The 26,846-nt window shown below is 57.6% G+C and carries 20 protein-coding genes and 1 other RNA gene; 7 read left to right on the plus strand and 14 right to left on the minus strand.

Going from position 1 to position 26,846, the window contains the following annotated elements; translation table 11 throughout:
• Both ABJK56_RS10075 and ABJK56_RS10080 read left to right on the plus strand, forming a co-directional pair.
• On the plus strand, nt 1-2,112 hold a 2,112-nt coding region (locus ABJK56_RS10075), incomplete at its 5' end, for a hypothetical protein (RefSeq protein WP_347244540.1).
• A gap of 30 nt (nt 2,113-2,142) precedes the next feature.
• On the plus strand, nt 2,143-3,486 hold the full coding sequence (locus ABJK56_RS10080) for a hypothetical protein (RefSeq protein ID WP_347244541.1): 1,344 nt from the start codon (nt 2,143-2,145) through the stop codon (nt 3,484-3,486).
• Nucleotides 3,487-3,537: 51 nt separating this feature from the next.
• On the opposite strand, the gene ABJK56_RS10085 is transcribed toward ABJK56_RS10080, so the two are convergent.
• The 6 genes from ABJK56_RS10085 to ABJK56_RS10110 form a co-directional block, all read right to left on the minus strand.
• Nucleotides 3,538-4,878 (minus strand): DUF4339 domain-containing protein, encoded by a 1,341-nt coding sequence (locus ABJK56_RS10085; protein ID WP_347244542.1) that lies wholly within the window; start codon nt 4,876-4,878, stop codon nt 3,538-3,540.
• Between the two features lie 98 nt (nt 4,879-4,976).
• Nucleotides 4,977-5,483, minus strand: coding sequence for a DinB family protein (locus ABJK56_RS10090; RefSeq protein WP_347244543.1), 507 nt, complete (start codon nt 5,481-5,483; stop codon nt 4,977-4,979).
• Between the two features lie 54 nt (nt 5,484-5,537).
• Nucleotides 5,538-6,509 carry a DMT family transporter gene (locus ABJK56_RS10095; RefSeq protein ID WP_347244544.1) on the minus strand — a complete coding sequence of 324 codons (972 nt, stop codon included), beginning with the start codon at nt 6,507-6,509 and terminating at the stop codon, nt 5,538-5,540.
• Nucleotides 6,510-6,722: 213 nt separating this feature from the next.
• On the minus strand, nt 6,723-7,874 hold the full coding sequence (locus ABJK56_RS10100) for a cellulase family glycosylhydrolase (RefSeq protein WP_347244545.1): 1,152 nt from the start codon (nt 7,872-7,874) through the stop codon (nt 6,723-6,725).
• Between the two features lie 44 nt (nt 7,875-7,918).
• Nucleotides 7,919-9,346 carry an AGE family epimerase/isomerase gene (locus ABJK56_RS10105; protein WP_347244546.1) on the minus strand — a complete coding sequence of 476 codons (1,428 nt, stop codon included), beginning with the start codon at nt 9,344-9,346 and terminating at the stop codon, nt 7,919-7,921.
• Between the two features lie 143 nt (nt 9,347-9,489).
• The gene (locus tag ABJK56_RS10110) at nt 9,490-9,990 is read right to left on the minus strand and encodes a hypothetical protein (RefSeq protein WP_347244547.1); all 501 of its coding nucleotides are present in this window, start codon (nt 9,988-9,990) and stop codon (nt 9,490-9,492) included.
• Nucleotides 9,991-10,351: 361 nt separating this feature from the next.
• Between ABJK56_RS10110 and ABJK56_RS10115 the strand changes: the two genes are divergently transcribed.
• A complete protein-coding gene (locus ABJK56_RS10115; RefSeq protein ID WP_347244548.1) occupies nt 10,352-10,828 on the plus strand; it encodes an NUDIX domain-containing protein in 477 nt (158 codons plus the stop codon).
• Between the two features lie 69 nt (nt 10,829-10,897).
• Here ABJK56_RS10115 and ABJK56_RS10120 read toward each other — a convergent pair whose 3' ends face one another.
• From ABJK56_RS10120 to ABJK56_RS10135, 4 genes are all read right to left on the minus strand, one after another.
• The gene (locus tag ABJK56_RS10120; protein ID WP_347244549.1) at nt 10,898-12,217 is read right to left on the minus strand and encodes a hypothetical protein; all 1,320 of its coding nucleotides are present in this window, start codon (nt 12,215-12,217) and stop codon (nt 10,898-10,900) included.
• Nucleotides 12,218-12,361: 144 nt separating this feature from the next.
• Nucleotides 12,362-13,117, minus strand: a complete 756-nt coding sequence (locus ABJK56_RS10125) for a tetratricopeptide repeat protein (protein ID WP_347244550.1) — start codon at nt 13,115-13,117, stop codon at nt 12,362-12,364.
• 277 nt (nt 13,118-13,394) lie between these two features.
• Entirely contained in the window at nt 13,395-14,432 is a 1,038-nt protein-coding gene (locus ABJK56_RS10130) for a beta-ketoacyl-ACP synthase III (protein WP_347244551.1), read from the minus strand.
• Nucleotides 14,433-14,641: 209 nt separating this feature from the next.
• Entirely contained in the window at nt 14,642-17,221 is a 2,580-nt protein-coding gene (locus ABJK56_RS10135) for an MMPL family transporter (protein ID WP_347244552.1), read from the minus strand.
• Nucleotides 17,222-17,844: 623 nt separating this feature from the next.
• On the opposite strand from ABJK56_RS10135, the gene ssrA reads away from it, so the two are divergent.
• The 3 genes from ssrA (at nt 17,845) to ABJK56_RS10150 (ending at nt 19,285) form a co-directional block, all read left to right on the plus strand.
• Nucleotides 17,845-18,207: a transfer-messenger RNA gene (gene ssrA, locus ABJK56_RS10140) on the plus strand.
• A 304-nt stretch (nt 18,208-18,511) separates the two neighbouring features.
• Nucleotides 18,512-18,853, plus strand: coding sequence for a hypothetical protein (locus tag ABJK56_RS10145; protein WP_347244553.1), 342 nt, complete (start codon nt 18,512-18,514; stop codon nt 18,851-18,853).
• Between the two features lie 99 nt (nt 18,854-18,952).
• Nucleotides 18,953-19,285 (plus strand): hypothetical protein, encoded by a 333-nt coding sequence (locus tag ABJK56_RS10150; protein ID WP_347244554.1) that lies wholly within the window; start codon nt 18,953-18,955, stop codon nt 19,283-19,285.
• Between the two features lie 547 nt (nt 19,286-19,832).
• Here the strand turns inward: ABJK56_RS10150 and ABJK56_RS10155 are convergent.
• The 4 genes from ABJK56_RS10155 to ABJK56_RS10170 all read right to left on the minus strand — a co-directional run bounded on the left by ABJK56_RS10155 (nt 19,833) and on the right by ABJK56_RS10170 (nt 24,549).
• A complete protein-coding gene (locus tag ABJK56_RS10155; RefSeq protein WP_347244555.1) occupies nt 19,833-22,190 on the minus strand; it encodes a DUF3987 domain-containing protein in 2,358 nt (785 codons plus the stop codon).
• The gene (locus ABJK56_RS10160; protein WP_347244556.1) at nt 22,183-22,404 is read right to left on the minus strand and encodes a helix-turn-helix domain-containing protein; all 222 of its coding nucleotides are present in this window, start codon (nt 22,402-22,404) and stop codon (nt 22,183-22,185) included. Before ABJK56_RS10160 ends, ABJK56_RS10155 begins: the two co-directional genes overlap by 8 nt.
• 105 nt (nt 22,405-22,509) lie before the next feature.
• Nucleotides 22,510-23,736 carry a hypothetical protein gene (locus ABJK56_RS10165; RefSeq protein ID WP_347244557.1) on the minus strand — a complete coding sequence of 409 codons (1,227 nt, stop codon included), beginning with the start codon at nt 23,734-23,736 and terminating at the stop codon, nt 22,510-22,512.
• Between the two features lie 87 nt (nt 23,737-23,823).
• Nucleotides 23,824-24,549: a hypothetical protein gene (locus ABJK56_RS10170; RefSeq protein ID WP_347244558.1), complete on the minus strand. Its 726-nt coding sequence runs from the start codon at nt 24,547-24,549 to the stop codon at nt 23,824-23,826.
• 1,290 nt (nt 24,550-25,839) lie between these two features.
• Here ABJK56_RS10170 and ABJK56_RS10175 point away from each other — a divergent pair.
• A partial coding sequence (locus ABJK56_RS10175; protein WP_347244559.1) for a DUF6288 domain-containing protein occupies nt 25,840-26,846 on the plus strand: 1,007 nt, incomplete at its 3' end.

Consider the following 26,846-nt stretch of genomic DNA (forward strand, 5'->3'; position numbering starts at 1 on the left):
GCGGATGATTACGGGGTGGGCCGCGCTCGTCTCGAAATGAAAATTGTTCAAGACAATCCTCTCACCGAGAATTCGTCCAATGAAACAGAGGCGGGTGGGGGACAAAGCTCTTCTTCCACTGGTGGTCTTTCGGCAAATGCCCCCGAGCAGGCTCCTGTAAAGCTTAACGAGTGGGACAATCCTAGCAGCCCATTTTTGGACTACGAGTTGGTCCTCGATCCTGCGCGCTTTGCTCCGCGGCAGAAGGTGGGCATTCGCGCCATAGCGTGGGACAGGCGCAATTTTGGGAAATATGGCCTCGACCTGCGTCCGCAGGAGGCCACGTCTGCGTGGCATTTCATTGAGATCATCTCTCCCGACGCGAAGGTTGCCTCGGAATCGAAAGAGCTGGAAAACCTTCGTGCCGCGATCTTCCGAATTCTCGAAGAGCAGATTCGAGCGAAGACCGAGCTTGTCACGCTGCGTGACGCGGCGAAGCAGAATCCGGCTGTTCTGGACACAGGCTTGCGGAATGTTCGCAGCCGCCAGGTTCACATCCAGGGGGCCACGAATGATGTTGTGGGGAGCATAAAGGATACCGATAGTGAGGATCGGCGGACGATCAAGCGAATTCTCAACAACCTGGCAGTCAACGAGATGCTTCAGGCGGTGCAGCACTGCGACCGGCTGGCCAGACTGGCGGATAAAGCGACCTTCGGCGAGGAAAGCCAGGAGTTGCTGCAAATTCAGGATCGAATCATCGACACGTTGCGAAAAATTCTCGATGTGGCCAGGAGGGCTCAGACGGAGCTTCTGGCGGAGGCCCAGAAGCGGCCAGGCGGAGACCTGCCCGACGATGTGAAAAAGAAGCTGGAAGAAATTCAGAGCAAATTGCAGGAATTCCTTGAACAACAAAAGAAAATCATTGAAGCCTCGGAAGAGTTGGCCAAGACCCCGGTCGAGGATTTTACGGAAAAGGAAGAGCAAAAACTTAAAGAGTTGGCAGCTTTAGAGGATGATTGGTCGCGATTCATGAAAGAAGCGCACAGCGATCTGAGTAAACTCCCAGAGCAGGATTTTGCTAATTCTTCGCTGTGTCAGGAACTCAATGAGATTCAGACCGAACTGAAAATGGCGGAAGATGCCCTTCTGAAGCGTTCGATGGACATCGCGGTGCCCCTTGAGCAATTGGGCTACGAGATGGCCAAGGAGCTGACGAGTAATCTGGAAAAATGGTTGCCCGATACCCCCGACCGCGAACGCTGGAGCCAGGAAGAGTCTCTCAGCGACAAAGATAAAGAAGCCCCCATGGCGGATCTGCCGGGGCAACTCGAGGACCTCATCGGTGAGCTTATGGAGCAGGAAGAGGACCTCTTTGATGAAATGGAAGATGTCTCGTCCAGTGCGGCGGACTCGCTGGACAAAGGGGCAGGCTGGGACGCCGCCGATGGCCCAATCTCCAATATGAGCGCCAAAGGTGTAACAGGAAATCGCCTGCCCAATACAAGCGAGATCGGAGGACGCTCCGGTGAAGGACGCAGTGGAAAATCCAGCGGTGAGTTTGTGAGCGACGAAGCGGTGGGCAAGGGTGGACGAAAAACGCCCAGCCGGCTGACGCCCGATCCCTACATGAAAGGGCAAATCAAAGACTTCAGTAAAGATCCGACGGGCGGAGCTACGGGTGGTGGAAAGGAGAGTGGTCAGGGTGGGCAGGGTCTCGAGGGACCAACACCGCCACCCCATGGACCGCGCGAACTTCAGCGCCTGGCAGGTAAGCAGGCGGAACTCCGCAATAAAGCCGAGTCAATCAGCGCGCAAATGCAGATCCTTAACTATCACCACACGGATATGGAACAGCTCATCGAGCTGATGCGGGAGATCGAACGCGATCTTCAGGCGGGGCGCTACCAAAACGCCCTCCGCAAGCGGGAAGTGGTCCTGCAGGGACTGCAGCGGCAGAAGGAATACGTGGGCGGTGAATTCGAAGTGAAGCAGGACACAACGGTGAATATCCCCAAGGACATCCAGAAAGAAATCCTTGGCAGTGTTCAGGAGCCGGCACCTCCAGGGTGGGAAGACATTGTCCGCGGATATTACCGGCAACTCATCAGCGGCGGGAAAGCAAATCCCTAATTTCCTAATTTGGAGTGCACAGTGACAACCATGAAGGGAAAAAATCGGGTCCTGTGGACGGTCGGCCTATTGACGCTGTGTGGGGGGCTGTTGGTCGCTCAGCCGTCCTTTGGCCAAAGCGGTCAGAAAGTTGTGATTCCTTTTGATTTCGAGTCGCGATTTGACAATGGCCGTTATGGTCAAATGGTGGGCGAGATGATCTGGCAGAAGCTCCACCGGGAGGGAGGCTTTCTGATTCCTGACTCGATGACTGATGTCCGCGACTTCTGCGAGATGAATGGCATCAAAGTCGGTCCCGAGACACCACTGGAGAAAGTGCGGGACATTGTGAAAAGTGGCTTTGATGCGGACATCGCCATCTGGGGAAGTGTCGAGCGAGCCCCCGGCCACAGCACCGATGTTTACGATCTTGTGATTAAGTGCGTTGATTTTTCCACACCCACTCCGACCGTAATCTACGAAAAGTCTGCCCGCACAAATTCCGTGAGTGAGATTCCCCATCTTTATGTGCAGCAGTTGCTCGATGCTCTCTACGGTCGGCAACCCGGTAGCCCGCCGCCACCCGATCCCATTGCAGAGGAAAATTGGAAGAAAAACCCCAATTTGATTATCGGAGGAGATTTTGAACGCGCGATCAACGGCGTTCCTGTAGGCTGGGAAGATCGAGCCGGCCAGGATCGCGAGCCGCTGGGCCGTCTCGTCGCTTGGGTTCCCGAACCTGGGAATCCCCAGAACCACGTCATCCGTTTCACCTTTGATCGCGGCGTGGGCGACAGCACCGGCGTGATGTATTACAGCTTGCCCTTCCAGGTCCAGGAAGGGGCGACGTATCGTTTTCAATGTCGCTGGCGAAGCAATGGGCCGGCGGTCAAAGTCTTCATCAAATGTTACGCCGAGATGCCCAGTGAATATCGGGTGGAGTCGCCGGGGACGGGAAGCCGCACCGGAGCAAAAATGCCGGGAGTTTCCTCTGCGACCAACCGGGTAAATTCTAGCACGGGCAGGCGAGCTGCTTATCCGGATTGGAGCCAGATGCGGGAGTGCTACCGCAGTCAGCAGAACCTGAAAGGGCCACTCAATACTTGGAACATCCACACTGAAGATTTCACTCCACGTCATACGCAGTACACACCGACCTGGGGACGCGTCATGCTCTACGCCTATCTGGGAGAAGGGACGGTGGAATTCGATGACATCGTGATCAAACAAATCATCCCGCCTTCTCCGGGGGAAGGCAAAAAAGACCCCCGACGTTCTCTTGCAAGCGGCGTGACGCTTAAAGAAATGGAAGAACGGGAAAGGGCCTCACGGAGTGACGCCGCCCAGGGACCACCCCCTATGTCGCCACAAAGGTCATCTTCCGGCAGTCGTTAGTGCTGGCTTTCCAGGGCGCAATAGGGGATGGGATTTCGTGTCAGCGGAGACTCACCCGTCTGTAAATTCTCTCTTGCTTGACTCACTGATATGGGGCAGGTTCCGATCCTCTAGATGAAGTAGAGCAATAATCGCGGCCAGACACGCAATCACGAGTTGCCCTAATAAGTAAAGGGAATAGCTCACTGCTGGCCAGAGTGACGCGAGCAGCACCATCACCAGGCCGCTTTGCCCCAATCCCCAGCCCGCAATGGCCGGTCCTGCAAAGATGCTGGCAAGTTCGTGAGGGACGAAAGCGCTTGTCAGATAATTCACTTCTACAGCAGGACTCCCGGTCAGGGTGAAGAGTAATCCTAAGCTGAGATGAAGGTTGCCCAGCAGCACCAGCACTCCAAAAACGACCGGACAGAGGCGAGCCACCATTTTACCGGCGAGATAGAGCAGCCCAATCAGTTCCTCCATTGGCGAAAGATCGGGATTGATCGCGATCTGAAGGTCGTCGAGATCCAAAAACTGAATCGACGCAAACAGACCCCAAATAGAAAGCGCCACAGCATAGAAAATGAGATCGACAAATCCTGTCGATAGGGCGTACACGGTTCCCATGACAATACTCACCACAGCGATGAGCATGCTGAAGAGTGACATGCCGTCAGGAACCACGGACGACGCCAATTGAGCTCGGGTTCGCAGCTCCCAACGATCTAGGACGAAAATCACTCGGGCGGACAGATAGTGACCCACGAAAAGAAAGAAACAGATGCCCAGGGTCAGTAGAAGACTGCTCGCATTCCTCACCTGGGAGACGAAAAGACTGTCGGTCAAAATAAGCACTGCGGCGGTAAGGAGTCCGTACTCTCCGCAGAGCAGAAATAGGTGCTGGCTGGCCTGAAGGAATTCGCTGCCAAATCGCGCTCGGAGAAACGCCAGCCAACGATCCAAGACGTGACGTCCCAGGGTTTCCCGCGATCGAGCGAAAGTGGCAGGGGAACCTTCAAACGTTTGACGCCTACGAGAAGTTCGACTGAAGCGAAGCCTCGCGCCACTGCGCCCAGTTTCCGAGTCCGGTTCGTTTTCGGGCGTCGCACGGTCGATTTCCGGCCGGGGGGCTGACGCAGTATTCTGGTGTGCCAGCTCCTCATTCCCGCTGGGGGTGACCACTTGCTCGACATTGCTTTGATTCACCCACGGCACAAGTTCACCGGTGTTACCGGAGGCATTCTCGAAAAGGCCTCGAATCCTCACTGCAGGAACCCAGTTGTCGAGTTCCTCGTTCCAGACCAGGTCATCGCGGCTGAGTTCACCCCGCTCAGCCAGATGCTTCAACTCGCGAGAGCTGAACGGGCCGTCTTTCACGCCGCTGCGGCGCTGAATAAACCACTGTTGCGCCATGGCCAACTGCTCTTCTTTTGACTACCACCAATGCGGATCAGCCGGCCTTGCCGCAGGTACCGCAAGGACTGAGGGGGCTACCTCCCTCCCAATGGTGCTCAGCCCGGATCATCCGCGGAAGGACCGTACAGCCCTGGTACGGGCACATCGAGCAATCGCAGGTAAACGCATAGGTGTCCCCGATGGTGAATCGTGTGGTTGATGACAAATGTTCGCACCACTTGCCATCGCGATAGCGTAAAGAGGACGGTCCCACCACGAAGGAGCGACCACGGCTTCCAAAACTCTTCCGCATTGACTCGGCTCAAGATGCCTCGCGCCGTTTCCACATTCTGATCGAAAAGGCGCAGCATCGCAGCGACCGAGTCGGCCTCCGGATTTTTATATGGTTCGCCCCCAACCGGAGCCACGTCCAAACTCTCCGTGTGGAAAGCGACCTCCACCCAATGGGGAATGTTCGCGAGATGGCTCCCCACCCACCGAAGTGTGTTCGATTTGGGGTGGACTTTCCAGTCAAGTTTGTCCTCAGGAATTCTGGCGAGAACAGTCCGTGTGTTTGCCATTTCCTGTTCAAATTCCTGGACAAGCGCTTGATAAGGATCCATGATCGGGCTCCCGAGGATGTTCCCCGATACTCAGTACTAATACTCCGCCTGGTGCTACCGCAAAGTGCTCAGGACAATCGCGGCCAGGGCCAGGACAATCCCCACCGCCACTTGTAGATTGAAAACCTCTCCAAACACAATCCATCCGGCAATGGTGGCCATCACTGCCTGAGAGGATGTAAGCAAATTGGCCTGGGCAACCGGGGTGCGCTGCAGGCCTTTGGTCAATGACCAAAACGCCACCAGGTTAAGTATGCCAGAAACGATCATCCACAACCACTGCTCGGCGGAGCAACTATAAAGAATGTCCAGCCCGTGCACATAAAAGACATATGGCCCGAGGGTGACGGTCGCTGCGCCCGTCACCAGGACCAGAACGAACCATCCCGAAGTCCCCCCTGTTGTGACGTTGCGAATGACCACGGTCAGCAGACCATAGATGAAACCGGCCAGACAGCTCAACAGAACAGCGGCGAGGGCAAGTGAAGACGAACTGCTGGCCACGCCCGCCAGTGTATCGGCCCCTCCGTGCAGCAAAATAATTCCCACAATGAGCAGAACCATGGCCGCGAAAAGCCGCGGCGAGACACCTTCCTCAAGCCAGAACTTTCCCATCCACGCTGCCGTGATGAGGCTCACCGCCAGTGACAGCGGGATAGCGATGGCAATCCCGACGGTGCCGAATGCCCACAAAAGACCAAGGTTGGCAATAGTCTGAGTGAGGACGCCCGCTCCGACCACCTGCCAGAAATGCGTCGGGCGGGGCAGGGTGATCTTCCCGCGGAGAACTTGCGCAAGGAGCCATGGGCCTACCAAGAGGACGGTGATCGTCTCTTTCACAAATAGGACGAAGGTGTAGTTGGCCGCCTGGCCGGGTTCCACCAGGCGTCGCAGGGCCATGTTGGTCCCTGTGTAAAGCATCGCTGCCAGAAGACATAATAACGGTCCCCACACATGACCGGCCGACTTTTGTGTTTGCCGCGAGGAGGCGGCTTCGAGAGTGGGTAATTCGGAGGTTGCCGTCATATACGTCCAAACTTGGAAGAAGTTGCATCAGCGATTGCCCACCCATCAATGACGGGGGCACGCGGCAAAAACACTAGGCTGCCACCTGACTGACTTCATGAAATTATCGCATCTTGACGCCTACGACCAGGGAGAGTCCAACAGACACGCGACCCACAGGATCATCTCTCATGACTTGTGCGGGACTTATGCGTTAGCGAGAGAAAGGCCAACTCATGGGCGGCGGTAGGACGGGCCCAGTTTTGACCATAGTTCCAGGTAGCCTGCCAGAATGGCTGACTGGAAGTCGTTGATTCTTCGCAACTCAGGTATGGGAGTTCCCCAATAGAAGCTGATCCAACCCTGAGCGAATTTTTGGGATTGGGCGAGGAATTCCTGGAATTCTTCGGCTCCACAGCGAAGCGGGAAGGTTTCCTCGATCACGACCGGTCGGCCGACTGCAAAATGGGAAAGTATTTGAATCGCCTCGTCCACTTTTTTCGCTTCCGGATAAATGTGCACACAGATAAAGTCCAGCATCGGGATGAGATCTTTCGGGCGGAAACCGGACCAGGTATCCGCTCTGTCTGGCGTGCCGGGTAGCAGGCCGACGGTGATCAGGGTCTGTTTATCCACTTCCCGAATGGCTGACTGAAGTCGTTTCACCCACGCCACGGCGATTTCTGCTCGCGATCGCTCGGCCTGTTCCAATGTAATCCGCTGGACAAAATACTTTCCGCCCAGCGGTTGACCCACCAGCCAACCTTGTTCTCGGGCGGATCCCACGGGGACTACCGGCTCGTTCATCAGGTCGTAGCAAAACACGGCCGGAGAATGCCCCACCGCACGGGCGATGGTTTGCCAAAAGAAGGCCTGGGCATTCCATCGCTCGGATTCTTCGAGAGAATCGTACCACGCGGGCACATCTTGCTTGTGGTAACATCCCAAGCCGGTGATATCCAAATGCAGGCCAGTTGTTTCGGCCAGCTTTACGAGATCCCCAAGTTTTTTCAGATTTTTTTCGTTGGCTTTGTTGGGCGAAATCAGAAATTTTCCCACTTGCAGATGGATGCGCACCACGTTCGCACCTAACGCCTTCATTTCCTGGAAGTCGCCCACCACCTGGTTCCACTCATCGTGCCAATAGTCTTCCAGGAGTCGTCCTTCGGAGTCGTGATCGTAGTTAAATCCCCAGGGGACAAAGGGAGCCCCTGATTCAGCCAGCACCAAGCGCTGCCCATCTGGTGACAATTTGACCCGTTCCAGGCTTTGTGCGGCCAATTCTTCACCAGTTGTTATTGCGCTATCTACCAGAAAAAAGGCGCACATAAGTGTGAAACACCACCATTGTGGAAAGTGAACCTTCCAAGACATGTGCCATTTCATGGCGAACGTTTCCCTTTTGCTTGTGCGACGATTGCGAGACGCGATCACTCGTGGTGACTCACCCCACCCAGATGCCGCAGTCGGGCCGCACACGCCATGAGCGCCCGACCGTTGTGATAAGCGGCCTTCCAGATGTGGCCGAGATCTTTTTCCGCGGGCTTCCCATCTGGCAGCGTAGTGTCGAACCACTCACCAGCCTGTGGATGGATCTGGTATTTTCGAATGAATTGCCACTGATTTAAAAATGCCGTCCAGTAACGAGAATCCTGCTGGCCGAACAGCTCATGCATGAGAAGAAGGGCATTGAGGCCTTCTGCCTGAGTCCACCAGATTTTTTCCAGGCCGTACGGAGGACCGAAAGCTGTTCCTTTGTCATAGAAACCACCCAGCTTGGTATCCCAGCCGTATTCCAGGGCGTGATCGACCAGACTTTTTGCCACGCGTCGCGTGGTGTCGTCCTCTGGAGTTCCAAGGACTTCGGCAGCCTCGAGAAGCAGAAACGCGGTTTCCACATCGTGCCCGAACGAGTCGTGATCAGGGACCGCGCGCCAATCCGGCGTGAAATACAGATTCAGACATCCAGGCTCAACCGCGATTTTGTCCCGTACCACGAGAAAGATTGAGAAAAGTCGCTCTTCGACCTGCGGATCGGGCCACGCGCGGTAGAGTTCCGTAAGGGCTTCCAAGATGTGGATATGGCTGTTCATGGACTTGAATCCGTACGGCGTACCGAGCAGGTCGCGAGTGGGTTGAGCACGGCCATTAGCACCGGCTGGCGGAACGCTCAGGATCGGCGTTCCATCACGATGATAGGCCTCGAAATAACCTCCGTGTCGCCGGTCGTAGGCGTGTTCCTCGAGCCACCGAAAAGCATTTTGGGCGAGCACCAGGGCATCTTTGTCACCAGTCAGACGGTACACGTTCGACGCTGCGTAAAGCCCGAACGCAATGCCATAAAGGTGTTTTTCCGTACCGTAGGAGGGGACGGGATTTCCGTTCTCATCGAGGCCCCAGAAGAATCCACCTTCCTTACGATCCCACATCACGTCCCGGAGAAACCTCAGTCCGTGCTCCGCGTAGGCCTGGAATTCCGCTTTTCGATCCGGATAGCGGCGCGCCACCTCCGCTGCCACCCACGTCATTCGGGCCTGGAAGACAATCGTTTTTTCATTCCGGGGACCAGGCGTGCCATCAGCGCGGAAATGGGGATGAAAACCGCCGTGTTGCTGATCGACACAGCGAGGAAACCAGAAGGGCAGCACCTGATCGAGAAAATGGGATTCGATCTCTTTCGCGAGGCGGAGATAATCGCTCTTTTGGGGTGATGCGAGTTCGGCTGCAGTCTCGGCCGCACCCACACCCGCAAAACTCAACGTCCCAAATACGATGGCAATCAGGGTGATTATCCAACTTCTGGCACTGCGCCCCGTATCACCCACCAAATTGGGAAGACTCACCCTGTGTTGCCTCATACTACATTCCTCCTCGTGTCTAAGCTTCTGGTGAGACCATTTCCGGTAAGAAGCCATGCATTTCCTGTACACAGTCGAATTTTTTTAAGAGCTTTCGGCGGCGGATATGGGCGAGAATGGGGTTCTCTGCCGACGTTCTTCGCTCATCCTTGTGTCTCTTCATCCAGCAGTGCCGGTGGCACGAGGTTGAAGCCGTGGGTCAGCAGGATCTCCACTGCCCGTGCTACCGGCTCAGCTTCCAGTAGAACGGCGAGGCGCTTCTTGCCTGGAAAAAGTACAGAGTGAGTTGCGCGAACCAAAACATTGCCCTGTGCCAGCGGCAGCAAAATGCGAAGGAGGGGCTGGACGCCGTCGGGCAGAACCACGCCCACCAGCCGATAATCAGTGAAGGCTAGACCAGCCCTTTCCAGGATTATCCGACCTTCGTTCGGATGGGTTACGACCATTTTAAGCAGTGCCGCAGGGTTACCGGGCACCGTTTCCAAAACTAGGACTTCGCAGCGAGACGTCTCGAATCGCCGCAACACACCCCCAATCTCACGCAGCCCCGACTCGAGGAACACCTGAAATCCGCTCAGCACGGCAAGTCCGTTTTCGTCGGGTGGCTCGCTGTTCGGTGCTGCCGAGTTATTTTCCATGGACATGTTCGCACTCATCAAAAGATGGAAATGACTTCGGCCACAATTCGGCCAGGCACAGGCACATGATTCGGTTAGTGACGCATCGCCTATTATTGTACGCGCCGCGAGCTGGCCCGCACTGCCAGCGCGGGTCTCAGCGACAATAGAACCACCCCATTCTCCTGTCAGCGAGGGAGAAAAACAGGCCCCATTGCGCTATTGTGTTCTTGCGCATTCCCTGTCTTTTTCTTTATCGAGGGCCCAGATAGAACGAGAATAGAGACCGTTCCAGGATCTTCCGAAAATATGAATTTCCGCCGGCAATCGCCATCGTGCGGCGAGATCCATCGGCCCGACTATCGTTCTACGGAGGTTCTTCAAGCAAATGCGGGAGACAGACAGCACTTACCCTAGCGTCCACCGAGTTGTCAACCCGGGATCCGCTCTGCCGATCCGCAAGCACGGTGTGGTTGCCGTGATTGCCCGACAAGGTCGGCTGCTGCTCATTCGTCGTTCCGATCGGGTATCTGCCCCGGGAAAGTTTTGTTTCCCTGGGGGAGCTATCGAGAAAGGGGAGACGGAGGAAGAGGCTGTGATACGGGAACTGCAGGAAGAGCTCGGCGTTCGCGCTCAACCGGTTCGACGTATCTGGGAAAGCTGCACAGAATGGGGTGTTCACCTGAGCTGGTGGCAATCACATTTACCAGAGAACGCTCTCATTGTTCCCAACACGGCTGAAGTGAGCCACATCGGTTGGTACACAATTCCCGAGATTCTTGGTCTGTCCGATTTGCTGTCAAGCAATCGCGAGTTCTTGCGGAAAGTTCTGGCCGGAGAAATCCAAATCGATTTGGAAGTGTGAAACTAATCCGCGGGGTTGCAGAAGACTTTGCAAACGCTGCGATCCGTCAAAGCCTTCCAGTATCCGAAATCAGTGGGCACCGCGAGACGAGGCGTTCTTCTGTTGACTGCCGTTTCCAGCGAAATCGCCAAAAGTGAAGCGCACATCCGCCCATGGACTGTCGACTTGCCGGAGGAATTGCCCGACCGGGATTCTCCAAAAGCTCGGCGAGCTGCCCGAGGGGGGTGCCGGATTTTCTCCGGGGTGGCGAGGATGGCCGCTGTCTCCGGGTATTGCTGCCCCGGCCGACACAACCGGATTGGTAGCAGAATGTAAGTCCTGGACGAAAGTGGCGGGTTGCACCTCGTTTTCCCGAAGTGGCAGAACGTCATCAAGATTGATGCCGGCGGCCGCTTCGCCGGTGACCGCTGTGCCAGGGGGCGTTCCTGTGGGACGCACCTCTTCTGGTGGCGGGGGAGTCCGCTGCTGGGTGACGCGGTAAACCCAATCCACAAGGTCCCGGTATTGTTTCATATCCGTTCCGGAGAAAACCGGTCCTGGCATTCCTCCGTGGGGCTGGAGAGGCTTTGTCAGAATCGGGCTGGCGCCAGGTTGGTCGAAATCGATCCACCCCAGAACGGTCCGCAGGTTTTGAGCGGTTTGCCCGCGCAGGGCGTACCGATCGGGCGACAGCCTGAATAGTCGCAATTCAGGCGCTACGGCGGTGCCCCCGTGGCATGCGGCCGCCGCACAATTGTGACTGAGGATGGGTTGAATCACCCTCACAAAATCCTCCCGCGCATCCTCCGGCAAGCCGCGCAAAAGTACAGCCAGATCAGGCACGGGAGAGACCATGGTATGGGGCGACGTGGCTTTTTTTCCGGTGTTCAGGACACTCGCCGGAGACTGGGAGGTTTGTCCGGCACGGCTGCCGTCTCCAGGGGGTCGGGACGCCGCAGAGTTCCTTTCCCCCTCGCGGGCAAACGCCATTTCTACTCGACGTGTGGCGAGCGGTAACCCCGGATGTTCCGGTGCCAGCCTTCGGGCTTCTGCCAGTTCCGCGCGCGCTTCGTCAGGCAGACCGTGCTCAGCACACCAGATGGCCAGTTCCAAATGGGGTTCTGGATCCTCACCAAAAAGCCGCGAGCGCTGCTGATAGTAGAGTTCGCGCATGCTGGCCGCGACGGCCACGACATCCCGGCGGGAAATATAGATCTCGCCGTGCGGGACCTTCACATGGTAGTTGTCATCGATCGTGATGAGCTGTCCTTCGATGACATGCCCGTTGCGCAGAAGCAGGACAACATGGTCGAACTGGGGTGTTTGAGGGGGGGAATAGGCGGCATTGCGGGGCGAATCGACGCCACTCGAAGCCTGTTGATCGGCAGCGCAGAAAGTACGACTCGACATGAGCGTCGATGAAATGACCAAAAGCATTACGATTTTTGAGAAAGACCGCCGCATCATGCCGAAGTTACTCTGGCAACCGAGTCAGAATTCCGGAGTATTTGTCGATGCTTCGTTCAGGAACACTTGGGTGACTCTCCCAGTGACCTAACGAACCTGGGCACTGGTGCCCGCCGCCAGCGCCGGGGTATTTCGCCCTCCGCTGCGGGCCAGCCTGATTTCGTTCCGCAAAGCGGCAACACGCAGGGCGAGTTCCGGCTGTTGTCGATTCAGTTGCAGTGATTGTTCATAGTTGGCCAGTGCCAGTTCCTTTTGACCTTCCAGTTCTCGGAGATGGCCCAATGCGTTGAGGGCCCGCACGTTGTTCGGATCGAGGGCGAGGGCCTCCAAAAGTTGCTTTTGGGCGGTGGATCGGTCGCCCAGCTCCTCGTAAAGCCGTGCAAGTTCGACCTTAGGTTCCGCCCAACGGGGGGCGGAATTCGCCCAGTTGTGGAGCATCGCCACCGCCTCGTTCGATCGCCCCTGAGACACAAGCAAGACCGCCAAACCTCTCCGCGCGGGAATGTGGTGCGGATTCTTGGAAAGCGCCAATTGGTAATAAGATTCTGCGCGTCCATAGTCGTCCGGCCGATGATACAGGTCACCTAACCGATGGTACACGGCCGCGATGTTGTAATAGGCTGCGGCATCGTTGGGGTTATAAATGAGCGCCTGGCCAAATCGCTGGAGTGCCTCCTCATAGCGCGCCTGCTGGTAGAGGCGAACTCCCTCGGCGTTGAGCGACTGGGCCGTCATGCTCGCGCATCCCGGTGCAAACAGGATGACACCGATCCCCAAAATGGCCGCCATTTTTCCGGTCAATGCATTCTGTCGATTTGTTACTGGTACGTCATACACTTTCACAGTCCTCTCAGCTTGCGCAGAGGACGCAATAATACTCCGGTGGGACAGACTCCGCCTGAGCAGAACAGCGGGGAGAGAATACCGGGATCCTTCTTCCCTGGCAAGGGCTTTTTAGATTAGTGACGAAAATGGGCAAAGTCCACAGAGTGGATAAATCCCAGCAATCGCCTCACACCTGACCGTGTTGCTATAACGGGCTGGCCACGATCTGCAGAGCGAGGTGGAGAACCGCTTTCCCTCCGCGTGCTGTACGAAACTATGTACGCAGAAGGGAAAGCTACCAGCGGAGAATTCCTGTAGCCCAGGAAAGTCCCCCACCAAAGCCGCTGAGCAAAACGAGATCGCCCTTTCGGATTCTTCCCTCCCGCAGCGCTTCATCCAGGCAAATGGGGATGCTTGCTGAAGAAGTGTTCCCATACCGGTCCACGTTGTTGTAAAGTTTTTCGCTGGGAATGCCGATTGCCTCCGCCGCAGCCTGGATAATTCGCATGTTTGCCTGATGAAAGATCACCAGGCTAATATCGGCCAGGGTAAGATCCGCCATTTCCAGGACGTCATGAACTGTTTGGTTGAGCATGCGGATGGCCCATTTGAAAACCGGCCGACCTTCCATCACCACATATTGCTCTCCATTGAGTGTTCCCTGTTGATTGGTGGGACAGCGTGATCCCCCCATGGGCCGATAAAGAAGATCGAACCCCGCACCATCTGACCCGTAGGAGAACGCGATAAAACCCTGAGAACGATCGCCGGGGCCAAGGAGCACGGCTCCCGCACCATCTCCAAACAGGGGATACGTTTTGACGTCCGCTGGATTGCACACGCGCGAGTTGCAATCTGCCCCGATGACCAGCGGTCGTTTCGCGCACCCCGAGGCCACAAACTGCATTCCTGTCAGAAGGGCGAACATGAAGCTTGTGCACGCTGCCTGGATGTCCATCGCCGGAGCACAGAGTTTCAATTTTTCCTGGACCAGACTGGCAGCGGCAGGCATCGTCATATCCGGTGTGTATGTGCCCAGCAGGACGAGATCAACCTCTCCAGGATCCACTCCCGCGTCCGCCAAACAGCGCCGTGCCGCTTCCACAGCCAGATCGCTCGTGGCCAGTTCCGGCGGCGCATGCCGTCGTTCCAAAATGCCTGTGCGCTGAACGATCCAATCCGCATCGTAACCCAGCGACGCGAGATCCTCATTGCGGACACGGATATCAGGAACGTAACTCCCCACTCCCAGAACCTGGACTCCCGTAATACTTCCCTTACGGGAGCGCTGCGCTAGGTAGGGGATTTCTCGTGCGCTCGTTTTCTGATTCATAAACGATAGGACCTTAACCGCAAAACCAATCGCTGCCAAAATGCTGACGACGCGTGATCTCGTTGCGACGCTTTTTCTGCTCCGGTAGAAAGTAACATCCCTTAAACGTAAGACTTTTTACGGTCCGCGGCAAGTGGATCTTTACGACTCAACTTTCTGCACGCGGAGGAGGATGCCGCTGTCCTTTCCCCACGATGATGAAAAGACTCTTATCGCGGACGACGAGGCAACCGAGGCCGGCTGGTGGGTTTGGAAGCAGAACCATAACGCTGACTGACTTTTTCAGCACCAAGGTTCCCCTTCGCGGATAACCCCACTAATTCCGATGGCTCCAATTCTGCCCCCACTGCCACCAGTTCTCCGACAGGTTCCTCTTCTCGATCTGCCACTAGGTGAGGATGCAACTCGGGAGCGGGATGGACTTCGCCCCGGCTGCGCTTTCGAGTGGCGATCTTTTCACCACTTTTCCAGAAAAAGTGGGCGAGGGGACTGGCCAGCAAAGCCGGCAAAAGGACGAGATTGCCGAATGACGATGCCGTCAGCATCGCAAACATGAGATAGCCAAAACGCTGGGTTGGTGTGAAAGAGCTCAGAGCAAAAGCCGAAAGCCCCAGACCAATCACACCCCAGCTCTGATAAATGGCCTGAGCGCAATCGCCGTAGGCGAAACGGATCGAGTCCGCACGCGAGAGCCCACGCTCCTGTCCATGCCGACACCACAGCATGAAATGGATGGCATCATCCACGGTGACTCCCAATGCCACCGCTGGCGTCATGACGGTGCCCACATCCACCACAATGCCCAAAAGTCCCATCACGCCAAAGACAATAGCGATGGGAAACACACTAGCAAAGCCGAGCAGCAAACCTGCCGACCAGTCGCGCATCACGAACATCAAGGCGAGGGCGATGATGACAAGATCACCGGCGAAACCGGTCAACAGGCCGTTCAGTAACGAGTGCTGCGCCTTATAGACCAGGGGGACGAGGCCGGTATAGACGGCCGAAATCCCTTCGACGCCTTGACTGTGATATTTTGCCAGAATCGGCTCAACCTGCCGTCGAATGTCTTCTACGAAGTTCCCGTAGTCGAGATCGGTGAGGGCCTTGACGCGGGCGCTGACCCTCCACAGCTCCGTGTTCCCCTCTTCCGACCAGTAATCCCGCAGATCCTCGCGATGGCGACGGAGTTGAACGATCCACGTGCGCTTCTCAATCAGGCCAGGTTGCGACGGTAATGGCCTGGCAAAAGTGGGGGCCGCAATCACACTTCCCACGTCCGGCAACTGCTTGATAGCCCTTTGGACTTCCGCCACCAGCTTTATTTGATCCAGGGTGTCCAGTTTCGCCTTATCCCGATCCACCTTGATCACAACCTCCATGGGCACGAGAGGACCTAACTTTTCCTCCAACCATGCGTAATCCCGGATGATTGTGGCCTCGGGAGAAAAGAGTCGCATCAATTTCACAGAAGTCTGGATCCGGCTGGCCCCGATCGCCCCGGTCAGCATGAGCACAGCACACCCCGCAACCACCCAACTTCCCCGGCTGATGATGAAATCCCCCACCTTGCGCCATCCCGCCCATCGCCCGGGATCAAATTTAAACGCTTGCCGGGAGTGTGCGATCTCGGGAATTGGCCATTCCTGGAGCATGGACGGTACATACAGACACAGAAACAGGAAGCTCACGATGATTCCTGCAGCCGAAAAGATTCCAAACGTTTGAATGGGCACCAGTTCGCTTACCGCCAGTGATGCCAGCCCGAACGCTGTCGTGAAAGTCGCCAAAAACAGCGGGAGAAAGGCACTTCGCAGCGCTTTTCCTGGGGCACCAACCGTGGGGTCGGGAAGTCCCCAGGCCATGTGAGTCCTCACAGTATCGCGATAATAATTGGCCATGTGGATGGCCCCAGATACAGCCGCCACGTAGACCAGTGCCGGCATGGTCAGTAGAATCGCGTTCATCTCCGTGCCGGTCAGCCACACGAGAATCATACTCAAACCGGCGCTGTAGACACCGGTGGAGAACACGACGAGCGTCAGAATCCAGCTCCGCAGGCACCACCACGCCATGGCGGCCCCTACCACACCGCAGACAATGGCCAAACGCACGAGCGACCGCTGGCCTTCCACGTCGATGGCCACGTTATCAACGGGTGGTCCACCCAAGTGAAGCTGCTCCGGCTTGATGTCGCAGATTTCTTCAGCCGCCGTATAGACGCTTTCAACCACCGCATGCAAGAACTTTTTGCGGGGATTCCCGTGGAAATAATGCTCCCATCGCTCTTCCGCTTTGGGGTCGATGAAGAGGACAAGACACGTTTGTTGTCCATCCTGTCCGACGAGAAACCCCCGCAGCCGCTCGATGGCCTGTTCACGCGTCAGCCCCTGAGATGCGACCAGTTGATCGACAACCTGTTTTCCTGTGATCACACTCTTGAAAAATCGGTAGGGGTCGTCTTCCGGTCGCTGTATTTCTAACGCTAAACGACGGGATAAAAGCTCCAGCTTCGGGCTGTCGAGGGTACAACCTTCCCAGCTTGCCAGAATGAACATATCACTCTCAAAGTGCTTGCGATACCACTCAAAGGTGGCGGTTTCCTGGTAGGTATCAGGCAGCCAGGATTTCACATCGTTTTTGTTGCTGAGGAGTGCTCGGTCGGCTCCCACCCACATGAAGGGGATGAGAAAACAGACAGCGCAAAGAATGGCCAGGTTATAACGCGAGAAAAACCCGCCATGTCGCGAGGCGGGGTAACGGCTCTTTGACCCTCGATTCTCTTTCATCTGCACATCCATAGAGTTAGCCACAAAGGACGGGTTGCTTTCTTGCGCAGATTTCACATCTCGCGCGTCTCGTGGCTGGAAGGGGGACGCTTACAAAAGCCCACGCTGCCTGATCGCTGATGATTTGGGACATTCCGTGTGACGTTGACCGTTAATTCACGTAGTTCACGGCGCGGACAAGACTCGACATTGTTAAAAACCGCAACCTGAAAATTGTTTCGGCGAAAGGCCAGTGTAAAGGACGGTCTTCACAGGGCAGGCGGAATTGTCGGTACGGATGAATGCTCAGGCAGAACCGGCTTCAGCGTTTCATTTGTTACATTTAGGTGAAAACACCGAGACACGGTTGCGCAAATATCTCACACCTCGTTGGGATGAAGTGTAAACCGACGTCGTCAAACGCCAATGGCTCATTGTACACTCCGCTACAGATGTGGAACAACCGCCAGCTTGGATCCCCTGGCAAGCTGGTCTTGTGACCCGCCGTCAAGTGCTCACCCGCCTTGCTCGGGGGTCTCCGCGTGTCTGCACATCGCAGCGGAAGACGCGGAGAACGGCGTTAGGTGTTCGGTCGAGTGTTAATTGACGACAGTGCCATCCGTATATAATAGAAGAGAACCGCCGGGGGCGAACTGGACTCGACCGGACAGGTTGAGGTGCCAGTGGCGTGCCGTGGTTGATCGGTGGCCCACGTTAAAAGCCGATCAAACAACAAGTGCCAACCACAGCTTGGCTCTGGCTGCCTAATCGCAAACGGCAGTCCCGACTGAGGGCTCTTGTCGGAGGGGCCTGAAAGTCGGCCGACCTCATCCGACTCGTCCCGGGTCACGCCGAGTACGCCCGGGATTAGAACCTGTCCTCGGCTGGTCGCTGGAGATCCTGTCGGTCGGAAGCTCTGGCGGCGAGATTTCAAAGACCGACTACGCACGTAGAAGCTGGTGCCGAAATGTCACGGGACGCGGGTTCGATTCCCGCCGCCTCCATTAAGTCCTTATGCAGCAAAGAGTTACGACTAGCACCCAATGGCATAAACTCGCAACCCTCCAGGACTTCCGACGAATTGTGCGATTCGCTGCCATTCCCTGCCGCTGCCTGCTGCGCCGGTTTTTGCGCCTCCGGTGCGCCGCTTTTTGCGCCACCTGGACGCCAGTTCAGTGCCAGGTCGAAGGCTGCCTCGGTGGGGTCGACGTAGTGCCGTAGCGCAACGCTCGGCGTGTTGCCCAGCCACTTCGCCACCGTGGCCAGCGGGAAACTTTGGGCCAGGTCCGATTCGCACGATGCCCGCAGGGAATGCCACAGTCGCGGCCACGGTTCGACGCCGGCGCGGCGGATGATCTTGCCAAACGTGGTTCGCAGGTTGCAGTTGACCCAGCCGTGCGGCCCTTGGGACCGCCGGCGGTACTCCTCGGGGAAGACGTAGACGCTTCCCTCGGGCGCTTGCTCGAAGGCCGCTTCCAGGTGCGGGCGCAGCAGCGGGAACAGCGGGATGACGCGGTACGGCTTGCCCAGGTGCTCCGTCTTGGGAGACGGTACGTTCAGCCGGCCGCGCTCCCAGTCCACGTCGCCCCAGGTGAGGGAAAAAGCCTCGGAGGGAACGCGCAGGCCGCCGAACCGGGCCAGGGCCACCAGTAGCCGCCAGAAGACGTTCGGGCAATGCTCGATGACGCGCTCGGCGTCCGACACGGGGACGTAAGCCCGCCGCTCGGCCACGTTGCCGCAGCGCTGCTTGACGTGCTTCCAAGGGTTCGCCGGGATGTGCCCCAGCCGCACGGCGTCTTCGAGCATCTGCCGGGCGTGGCCCAGGCGCTTGTGAATGGTCGTCGCCCGCAAGCCGCGCCCTTGCATCGCCGCACGGAATGCCTCGCCGTCGGCGTGGGCCAGACTTGCCAGGGGGCGTGGGCCGAATTGCTCGGCGAGACTCGCCGCCGTCTGGCCCCAGGCCAGCAGGGACGCGGGCTTGTGCCCCGCCGCCCGCTTGCCCTCCAACCAGCTCGCCAGGAACTCACCGACCGTCAGCTGCCGCCGGGCCTCGATCAGCCCCGCCGCCGCCAGCTTGTCACGTAGGCTTTCGCCGATACTGGCCAGCCAGACCGCCGTGTCTCGCGGGACGGGTTGCCCGCTGATCTTCGCCGCCAGCAGGGCCTCGACGTGCCGGCAGATGCTCTCGGCGCTCTTGCGGTCGATCTTGCCCAGGCGGACCGTCTTGCGGCCGCCGTCCGGGGCCACGAAGAGGATGCGCCGCCGGCCGTTGGGATCGTTCACGATACTTGCCATGCTTTCCTCACCTTTCTTGTTGACTAAACGGCCAGGGTTGCCTTGCCCTGGCCCTCAATTTTGGGACGCCTCGCTCAGGGTTTCTGCGTTTTTGCCGGATTTTTGCCGGGTTCGAGTGTCGAGAGGATAAAAACTCGGCGTGGATGCCCGCCCGTTGCGGCTCCGCAATCCAGCGCCCATGCCCGGCTTTGACCAGCCCTTCGAGGGCGGCTTCCGCCTGGCCAGGGCCACGCAGCCGCCAGCAGCATCTTTGCACCTCGCGGACCGTCACCGTACCGCCCTTCCTGGCAATCCATTCGACCAGCTCGCGTCGGTCCCGCTCGGCGTCGGATTCATCCTAAGCCCCAGTAGCCCCATTTTCCCAGGCCGCTTCATCAAGCAGCCGATTCACGGCTGCCACGTCCCAGCTTTCGGGGGGTATCAGGTTTACGGGCTCAGGCTCAGGGCTATTGGTTTTAAGGGTGTCACCATTGGCCCCGTCACCGAAACCTTCGGAATCACGGGGATTTTTAGGGTTTTGGTGACGGTGACACTGGGGGCACAGGCGAAAAACACGTGTTGGCCTACCCCCCTTTTTGTTCGAAGGGCTGTCTTCCCAGCTTCCTAGCCCCGCTTGTGCTAAGCCATTCAGGGCCGCTTCGGCTTCATCACTTTTTCCACGATACCGCCGTAGGCCGTGGGTTAAATCCCGCACCGTAACCACCCCGCCTTTGCCGCGAATCCAGGCCAGCAAGCTTTCTTCTCCTTTGTCGTCGGCCCCTTCATCAGGGGGAAGCACTATATCGTACACGCGGCGGGTTTCGTGTTTGTGCCATTCCGTCAATGCGATTGCCCGGCCCATCGAATCCCCGTCCACGATGTCAGCATCCACCGATTCGCCCGCCGCCCAACGTACCAGGTGCAACACCAACCCCAGCCGCAAAGGCAGCTCTTCCAGCTTGGATAAGGCCGCCGCCCAGTCGCCTGTCGCGTCAGCCAACTGGTTCGCGTGGGCGTTGTAGAAGTCGATGTAGGCCGCCTTAGCTTCAACCGATAGCCGCATCGTCCGGGGGACGGGTTTGCCATCGTAGTCGTGCTCCAGGCCAAACAACCGATTGAATACTGCACCTACCGCATCGATAATCGCCGGCTCGATGGATGCTTCCGTCCATCGCTTCGGGCGTCGCGGTGGCATTACCAGCAGCAACCGGGCCGCCAGCCCGTTCTCCCGGTTAATCAAGCCTAGGGCACGCTGTAGTACCCCAGGTTGAATCCCGCCACAAACGGACACGGCCACAACCGGAACGTGGAGCGTGCCAGTCAATTTCCTGTCCACCGTAACGGGCAGGGCGTTGTAGGCGCTTAGCCAGAACGCGACGTCGCCCCCCGCGACGTTTGCGTATCTGTCAAATCCTGAAAGCCACGCCGCCAGTTCGTCCCGGGCCAAAAGTACACCCCGCGGGTTGGCCTTCAGAATCGGCACCACGGCTTCCACGGTGGTGTCTTGAATCAACACCCGCACAGCCGCCGGGGCTTCAGGCTTCACCGGGGGCAAGCCGGCAGTTTTTGCACGTTTCCACTCGGCAAAGGCTTTCTCGTAGGCCAGCCAATCGGCTTCGAATTGCTTGCGGGCTTCATCGTGGGCCGCCAGCAATTCAACTTGCCGACGCTCTGTCCACTGGAGGGCCGCCCGCAGCGCGGGTGTCTTCAGTGTACCGGACTCGCCTACAAGTACGCCCCAAACAATCGGCGGTGCCTGCCAGCCCGCCTTGACTTCAAGCCGCCGCGTTGTTCCGATTGCCGCGGCAGCCGCTACCATCAACGGCAACGCAACGTAGCTTGCATCGCACCCCATCGCGTGGGCTGTCGACTGGACAAACGCCCGAAACGGTTCAGGCAGGGCATCCACCGGGTAGGGCTGCCACGGCAAGGGCTCCGGCGCCAACTCGATGCGCGAAACGTGGCGTTCTGCCTGTCGCAGCCGGGTTAGAATCTCGGCGTCCGTCCACGCTCTAGGAAACGGCCGCTCCCGCTCAAGTGTGCGCACAACGCGAATGGCGTCGGCGTCCGATAGGTTATGCTCGACACATCTGCATGCATACGCAAAGAGCCTCCGGGAGCCATCCTGCACATCCGCCATGCCAATTTGCCGGCAGGCTGCCAGGCATTTAGCTACGCTCCCATTGCCAGCCGCTAGCTCGCGTAGATTGCTTGGTTGCGGCTTGCCGGCATCAAGGATGGCGGCCAGTAGCCGAGGGGGCAACGGCGGCGGCTCGACTTCATCGGGCCGCACAAGCCACTGCCGGCCGCCGGCTGGCGGCAGGACGCTCTGCGCACGATTCTGCCCCAGGCGTGCTTCAAGGCCGCCGCCTAGTTGAACGCTGCACGGTAACCCGCCCAAACGCTCATCCCAGGCGAATAGCCGATGCTTGCCTCGCGTCGATGCCCACGTGGGACATACCGGGGCGTCTTCCCCGGCTATGTGCGCATATCGGCTTTCAGCCGCCGCACCGTCGCATTCGATGTCGATGACGCCACTTGATGGTCCCAGCAACAAGCCGAGCCCGTCAGCCGTCGGGGGCAGGGTGTCGATGCTATCAACGCGCGCCGCCTTGTTTGGCCAGTCGGCACCGCCAACGGGCCGCTTGCCGCAAACAGGCACAACAAGCCAGTTGCCGGGCAGCCCCTCGAGAATCCGTTCTCTAGGCTCAATCATTAGCTAGCCCCCTTGTTGTCTCGGCCGCGGGGCGGCTAGCTTCAGCCGCTTGGCGGATGAACTCGGCCAAGTCTTCCGGCCGATAGAAAATCCGCCGTCCCAGTTTAACGACAGGCAGGGGGCCGCGGGGTTGCGAAAGATTCCAAAGGTGCCGAAGGGAAATACCAAGTTGATAGGCAGCTTCCCGTGGCGAAAGCACGAGTTTCTGTAGCATATCACTGGCTCCTGATAGTACATGTCGCGGCAGGCACCATGCTTACCGCTCTATCAGAAACCAGTAATGTTTCGCGTTACTCAGTAACGTTTCACGTTCTAACCGCTAAAACTTAATCTTCCATGCTATGGGCGATTCTGGACGGTACAGATAAGAGTCACCTTGCGCGGATATTGCCACTTCAAGGTGATTGGCCGTCTTCGGCATACCTCCCTTGCGCAGGGTTGCGTAGGCACGCCCCAATGCCATGCGGACTGTCGCCCGTAGTTTGTCGGCATCGCTACCAAAGGTTTGGCAGGCACCGCCGGGGCGCATTAGGTCGTCGAGTTGCTTTAGATACATTTCGCGTTCGTTTTTCAAAACTTCAGCTTCTGTGGTGTCGCCTACGCACTCCGCGTCCACAATGCCTTGATTGCATTCATCGATTTTGCGTTTCAAGGCCGCCAGTAAGCTCTCATCGGCCTTGGATTGGCGTGTGTAGCCGACATGCAAACCGTGTTGTTTCGCGTCCGCCGCCGTCATCGTCCCCGTTAATCCACCAACCAGATAAGCCATCAGCACAGGCTCGCCGGGCCGCTCCAGCAGCTTGGCAAGGTGTTCAAAGCCGCGCAGGGCTTTGAAATGTCCTTGCTCACCGAACGCCCGGATAAACCAGCCGTCGCCATCGCGGGCAAGGACAAACTCTGCTTGTGCCGTCGCGGGTTGGAGCGTCGCTTGTGGGCGAAGAAACGGCTCCAGCGCCTTGGCGAACGCCTCGGCCCCTTTCTGCCAATTCTCAACCGCCACCGTCAACGGTTGGCCACACACATTCTCGATACTTACCAGCCGGCCGTAGCCGCGTACCGGCTCACGCTTGACAACCCGGCCGTCCGGTAGCCGTCTTGGTTTGCCGTCAAAGAACCCACGCTTCAACGCAAAGTCGATCGGCCGTTGTTCGCCGTTGGCCAAGTCGATTCGCGCCAGTCGGCCTTGCTCGGAAAGCCGCCACTCATTCCGTTGTAAAACCACAATCGGCTTGACGGGCTCGCCAATCTCTTGCCGTAGCTCTTGCCATTGTTGCCCCCAACATGCCCACCAGTCTTGAATTACCGATTGCATCGCATCGAGCAATCCGAATTCGCCTGTAGCTTCAATAATGATGCGTTGGGCTTGCTCTTTGCCGGGTAGTTGCACCGTGAAAGTAATCCGACGTTCAACGAATCCAGCCGCCGTGATGGATTCTAGGGCAGCTTGCTCGTCGGCAGAGAAAGTTTCGGGCACGTCGGCCCAAGAGTCGGGGGCAAGCCGTAGCAAGCGGGCCACGGCTTCAGATAGAGAAAGAGAATGAGTCATCGAGAAACCCTTTCAGTCTATGCAGGCCGTCCCGGGTGGGCAGGGGCCGCTGAAAGGGTGAACCAGCTCCCACCACACCCGGAACGCTTACGTAGCCGTCGCTACGTCACCCGCGAACGCATGATACCACGCTGCCACCGGCAAGGGAATCTCGCCAATCTCTCGATCTAGGCGCGGTAGGGCTTGCAATCGGGCCAGGCCGGCCGAAAAGCCTTCCTGGTAGGCTTCTAGATAGGCTTCTAGGCCTTCTGGGGCCGGTTCGGACAAGGTTCCATCCCACGCCTGGACGGCTACCACTCCAGCCGTGGTAACACGATAACCCACCCGGCCATACACGTCGCAATTGGCTTCGGCGTAGCCCAACGACAGGGCCTGTAGAGCCGTGATTTCCACTACCTGTAGTTCGGCTTGGCGTCCGTCGCCCCAGCCTTTCCCGTCGTTCAATGCTATTTCGGGAATCCACGCCCCGGCTGGGCCGTGTTTGAGCACTTCAGCAGTGAAACACTCGGCGTCATCGGCCCCGAACCCGGCCAGCAAACCGCCTTGCCGGATACCTTTGGCCGTGAGAATGACGCCTATGGTTTTTTCACGCCCCCGGCATCGTCGAACCAGCCCGGCGCGCACCAAAGCCGTCAAAGCCCGGGCCAGTTCCTTGGAGCCCCCGGCATACCATGGGAATCCCCGCCGAGCGTAGTGCCAGCGTAGCTCCCAGATAGCCGCCCAGTAGGTGGCCATCGGCTGTCGCAGGGGTAGCCATAGAGCGTGGCATTCGCCTAGCAGCTGAGCCAATAAAATGTCAGCGGCTGTTGTCATAGACCTATCTCCTGTCTGTAGCCGTAGGCTATGGTCCCGCCCGCCTCCGGTTAACCTTAAAACTTTGGAAGGACCCACACCCTCTAGCCCTTCGAACTAACGCCAGGACGTCGGCTCGGATTGTCTCAGGCAACGTCGGCCAGGTGTCAATAATCACGGCTAAGTCGGCGTCCAGCGCGCCGGATTTTGCGCCGCCTGGAGCCGAATCCGTCGAATTTCCCGGGGAATTCGTGGCGGGTTCGATTCCCGCCGCCTCCATTAAGTTAGCTCCCAGACAGAAGTTCCGCCGCCCATCGGGTTGCGGAATGTCGCCCTTCGTGGGCATTCCCGGCCGGAAGTTCTTTATCAGTTCTTTATCGTGTCCTCTTTTCCTCTTCGATGGGAAGCCGCTGAGGCGCTCTTTGGGCGAGTGGTTCGTCGGATTTCGTCTCCCCCCGATGCGGCCACGATAAACGTGTCCCTCCGATACGGATTCATCGGCCACGATAAGCGTGCCCCTCCGGTGCGGACTGGGTGCAACATTGCAAGGTTCCCTTAAAGGCTTGCAATCTTTGCAATCTTGTGGAAAAAACGGGGTTTTTGATATGTCTGAATCCCAAGATTGCAAGGTTCCCTTAAAGGCTTGCAATCTTTGCAATCTTTGCAATGTTGCGGAAAAAAAACGGGGTTTTTGATATGTCTGAATCCCAAGATTGCAAAGATTGCAAAGATCCCCGTGTTTACAACGTAACCTTGCAATCTTGGCAATCTTGCCCCTCTGGCACCTACAGATGTCCCCACTCTCCGGAGGGGCGCGCTTGTCGGGTCCAGTGAAATTTGGCGGATCACCCGTGTTGGAAACGCGGATCGATTTGTTCCGCGTCGTGCGTCGTCGCCGGCACAATTCATGAATTCCCTCGACCGACTACACGGTATGAATTGCCCCGGCCGACTCCAGCGGCGAGGAGGTTGAGATATTGGCGTGGGCGTGCGCCGACGAGGTTTTCGAGCTGAGGCAAGTTCTTGATGAAAACATTTGTCGCATATTGGCCGCGTCGGCTTGTTGCCGTAAAGGGCCAATTCCCCGCAGTTTTTTCTCACAGAGCTTGACATCTTTGTGCCGTGGGCGATGGATGTTATCCTGAATTATGTTGGGTCGTACCGAGTTGACTGGGCTGGAGCACACGCTCGTCGACCACTGGTTCTGTTTGTCGTCCTGGAATCCCATTTCGAAAAACCGGGCACCTCGCAATGTCAGACAATCTCCACGGAGTAGCGAAGACGAGTTGTAAGGCTGGCTTACATAAAGTGATGCGCGCGTTCGCAGCCATGATCATCCAAAAATGGCAGACACTGGCCCGGATTGCTCTTACGGTTGCCGTCCTAGGTTGTGGGACATGTTGTAGAGAAGCGGTGGCGGTTTCCACGACACCGATCCCGGATTTCACAAAGGGGGACAAGATTCCCGAGGGAGCAGTGCACGATTGGAACCTGGGTCCCACGGGTGCCCGGGGATGGATGTACTCTGATCAGCTTGTGACTACAGATGCGCGGCAGATTCTCGTCACCGCGGTAGAAAAGGGTTCTCCGGCTGATGGTGTTCTTCAAGTGGGCGATGTCATTCTGGGAGTCAATGGCAAACACTTTTCCTATGACCCGCGCACCGAGCTGGGCAAAGCAATCACATTCGCCGAATCAGAAGCAGCGCGCGGGGTGCTGCGACTGCTACGCTGGCGAGATGGTACGACCGCCGAGGTGTCCCTGAAACTCCAGGTCCTTGGTACCTACAGCCCAACGGCACCTTACAACTGCGTGAAATCGAGGCGGATTCTGGATCGAGGCTGCGAAGTGCTGGCTCGCCGCATCATGGATCCGTCCTATCGCCCCGATGCCATCGTCCGCTCGTTGAACGCTCTGGCCCTGCTGGCAAGTGGAAAGCCGCAATATCTCCCGCTTGTGAGAAGAGAAGCGCAATGGGCGGCCAATTTTTCGATCAATAGCTTTCAGACGTGGTACTACGGATATGTGATGATTTTCCTCGCTGAATACAAGCTCGCCACCGGAGATGGCGGCGTCATGCCCGGCCTTCGTCGAATAGCGCTGGAATCGGCGAGAGGTCAAAGCATCGTAGGATCGTGGGGCCATGGGTTTGCGGGACCAGATGGCCGGCTTCAGGGTTATGGCATGATGAACTCACCGGGGATTCCGCTGACCATTGGCCTTATCCTGGCTCGAAGAGCTGGAGTTCGTGATTCCTCTGTGGACATCGCAATCCAAAGGAGTGCTCGTCTGATCCGCTTCTATGTCGGCAAAGGGGC

Origin of the sequence: Thermogutta sp. (genome assembly GCF_039793925.1) — a bacterium.
Lineage (GTDB): Bacteria > Planctomycetota > Planctomycetia > Pirellulales > Thermoguttaceae > Thermogutta.

Bases quoted from the DNA above. Each gene is read 5' to 3' on its own strand.
- ABJK56_RS10080 (WP_347244541.1), top strand. From the start codon at position 2,143: ATGAAGGGAAAAAATCGGGTCCTGTGGACGGTCGGCCTATTGACGCTG.
- ABJK56_RS10085 (WP_347244542.1), bottom strand. From the start codon at position 4,878: ATGGCGCAACAGTGGTTTATTCAGCGCCGCAGCGGCGTGAAAGACGGC.
- ABJK56_RS10090 (WP_347244543.1), bottom strand. From the start codon at position 5,483: ATGGATCCTTATCAAGCGCTTGTCCAGGAATTTGAACAGGAAATGGCA.
- ABJK56_RS10095 (WP_347244544.1), bottom strand. From the start codon at position 6,509: ATGACGGCAACCTCCGAATTACCCACTCTCGAAGCCGCCTCCTCGCGG.
- ABJK56_RS10100 (WP_347244545.1), bottom strand. From the start codon at position 7,874: ATGAAATGGCACATGTCTTGGAAGGTTCACTTTCCACAATGGTGGTGT.
- ABJK56_RS10105 (WP_347244546.1), bottom strand. From the start codon at position 9,346: ATGAGGCAACACAGGGTGAGTCTTCCCAATTTGGTGGGTGATACGGGG.
- ABJK56_RS10110 (WP_347244547.1), bottom strand. From the start codon at position 9,990: ATGTCCATGGAAAATAACTCGGCAGCACCGAACAGCGAGCCACCCGAC.
- ABJK56_RS10115 (WP_347244548.1), top strand. From the start codon at position 10,352: ATGCGGGAGACAGACAGCACTTACCCTAGCGTCCACCGAGTTGTCAAC.
- ABJK56_RS10120 (WP_347244549.1), bottom strand. From the start codon at position 12,217: ATGTCGAGTCGTACTTTCTGCGCTGCCGATCAACAGGCTTCGAGTGGC.
- ABJK56_RS10130 (WP_347244551.1), bottom strand. From the start codon at position 14,432: ATGAATCAGAAAACGAGCGCACGAGAAATCCCCTACCTAGCGCAGCGC.
- ABJK56_RS10135 (WP_347244552.1), bottom strand. From the start codon at position 17,221: ATGAAAGAGAATCGAGGGTCAAAGAGCCGTTACCCCGCCTCGCGACAT.
- ABJK56_RS10145 (WP_347244553.1), top strand. From the start codon at position 18,512: ATGCCACAGTCGCGGCCACGGTTCGACGCCGGCGCGGCGGATGATCTT.
- ABJK56_RS10155 (WP_347244555.1), bottom strand. From the start codon at position 22,190: ATGATTGAGCCTAGAGAACGGATTCTCGAGGGGCTGCCCGGCAACTGG.
- ABJK56_RS10160 (WP_347244556.1), bottom strand. From the start codon at position 22,404: ATGCTACAGAAACTCGTGCTTTCGCCACGGGAAGCTGCCTATCAACTT.
- ABJK56_RS10165 (WP_347244557.1), bottom strand. From the start codon at position 23,736: ATGACTCATTCTCTTTCTCTATCTGAAGCCGTGGCCCGCTTGCTACGG.
- ABJK56_RS10170 (WP_347244558.1), bottom strand. From the start codon at position 24,549: ATGACAACAGCCGCTGACATTTTATTGGCTCAGCTGCTAGGCGAATGC.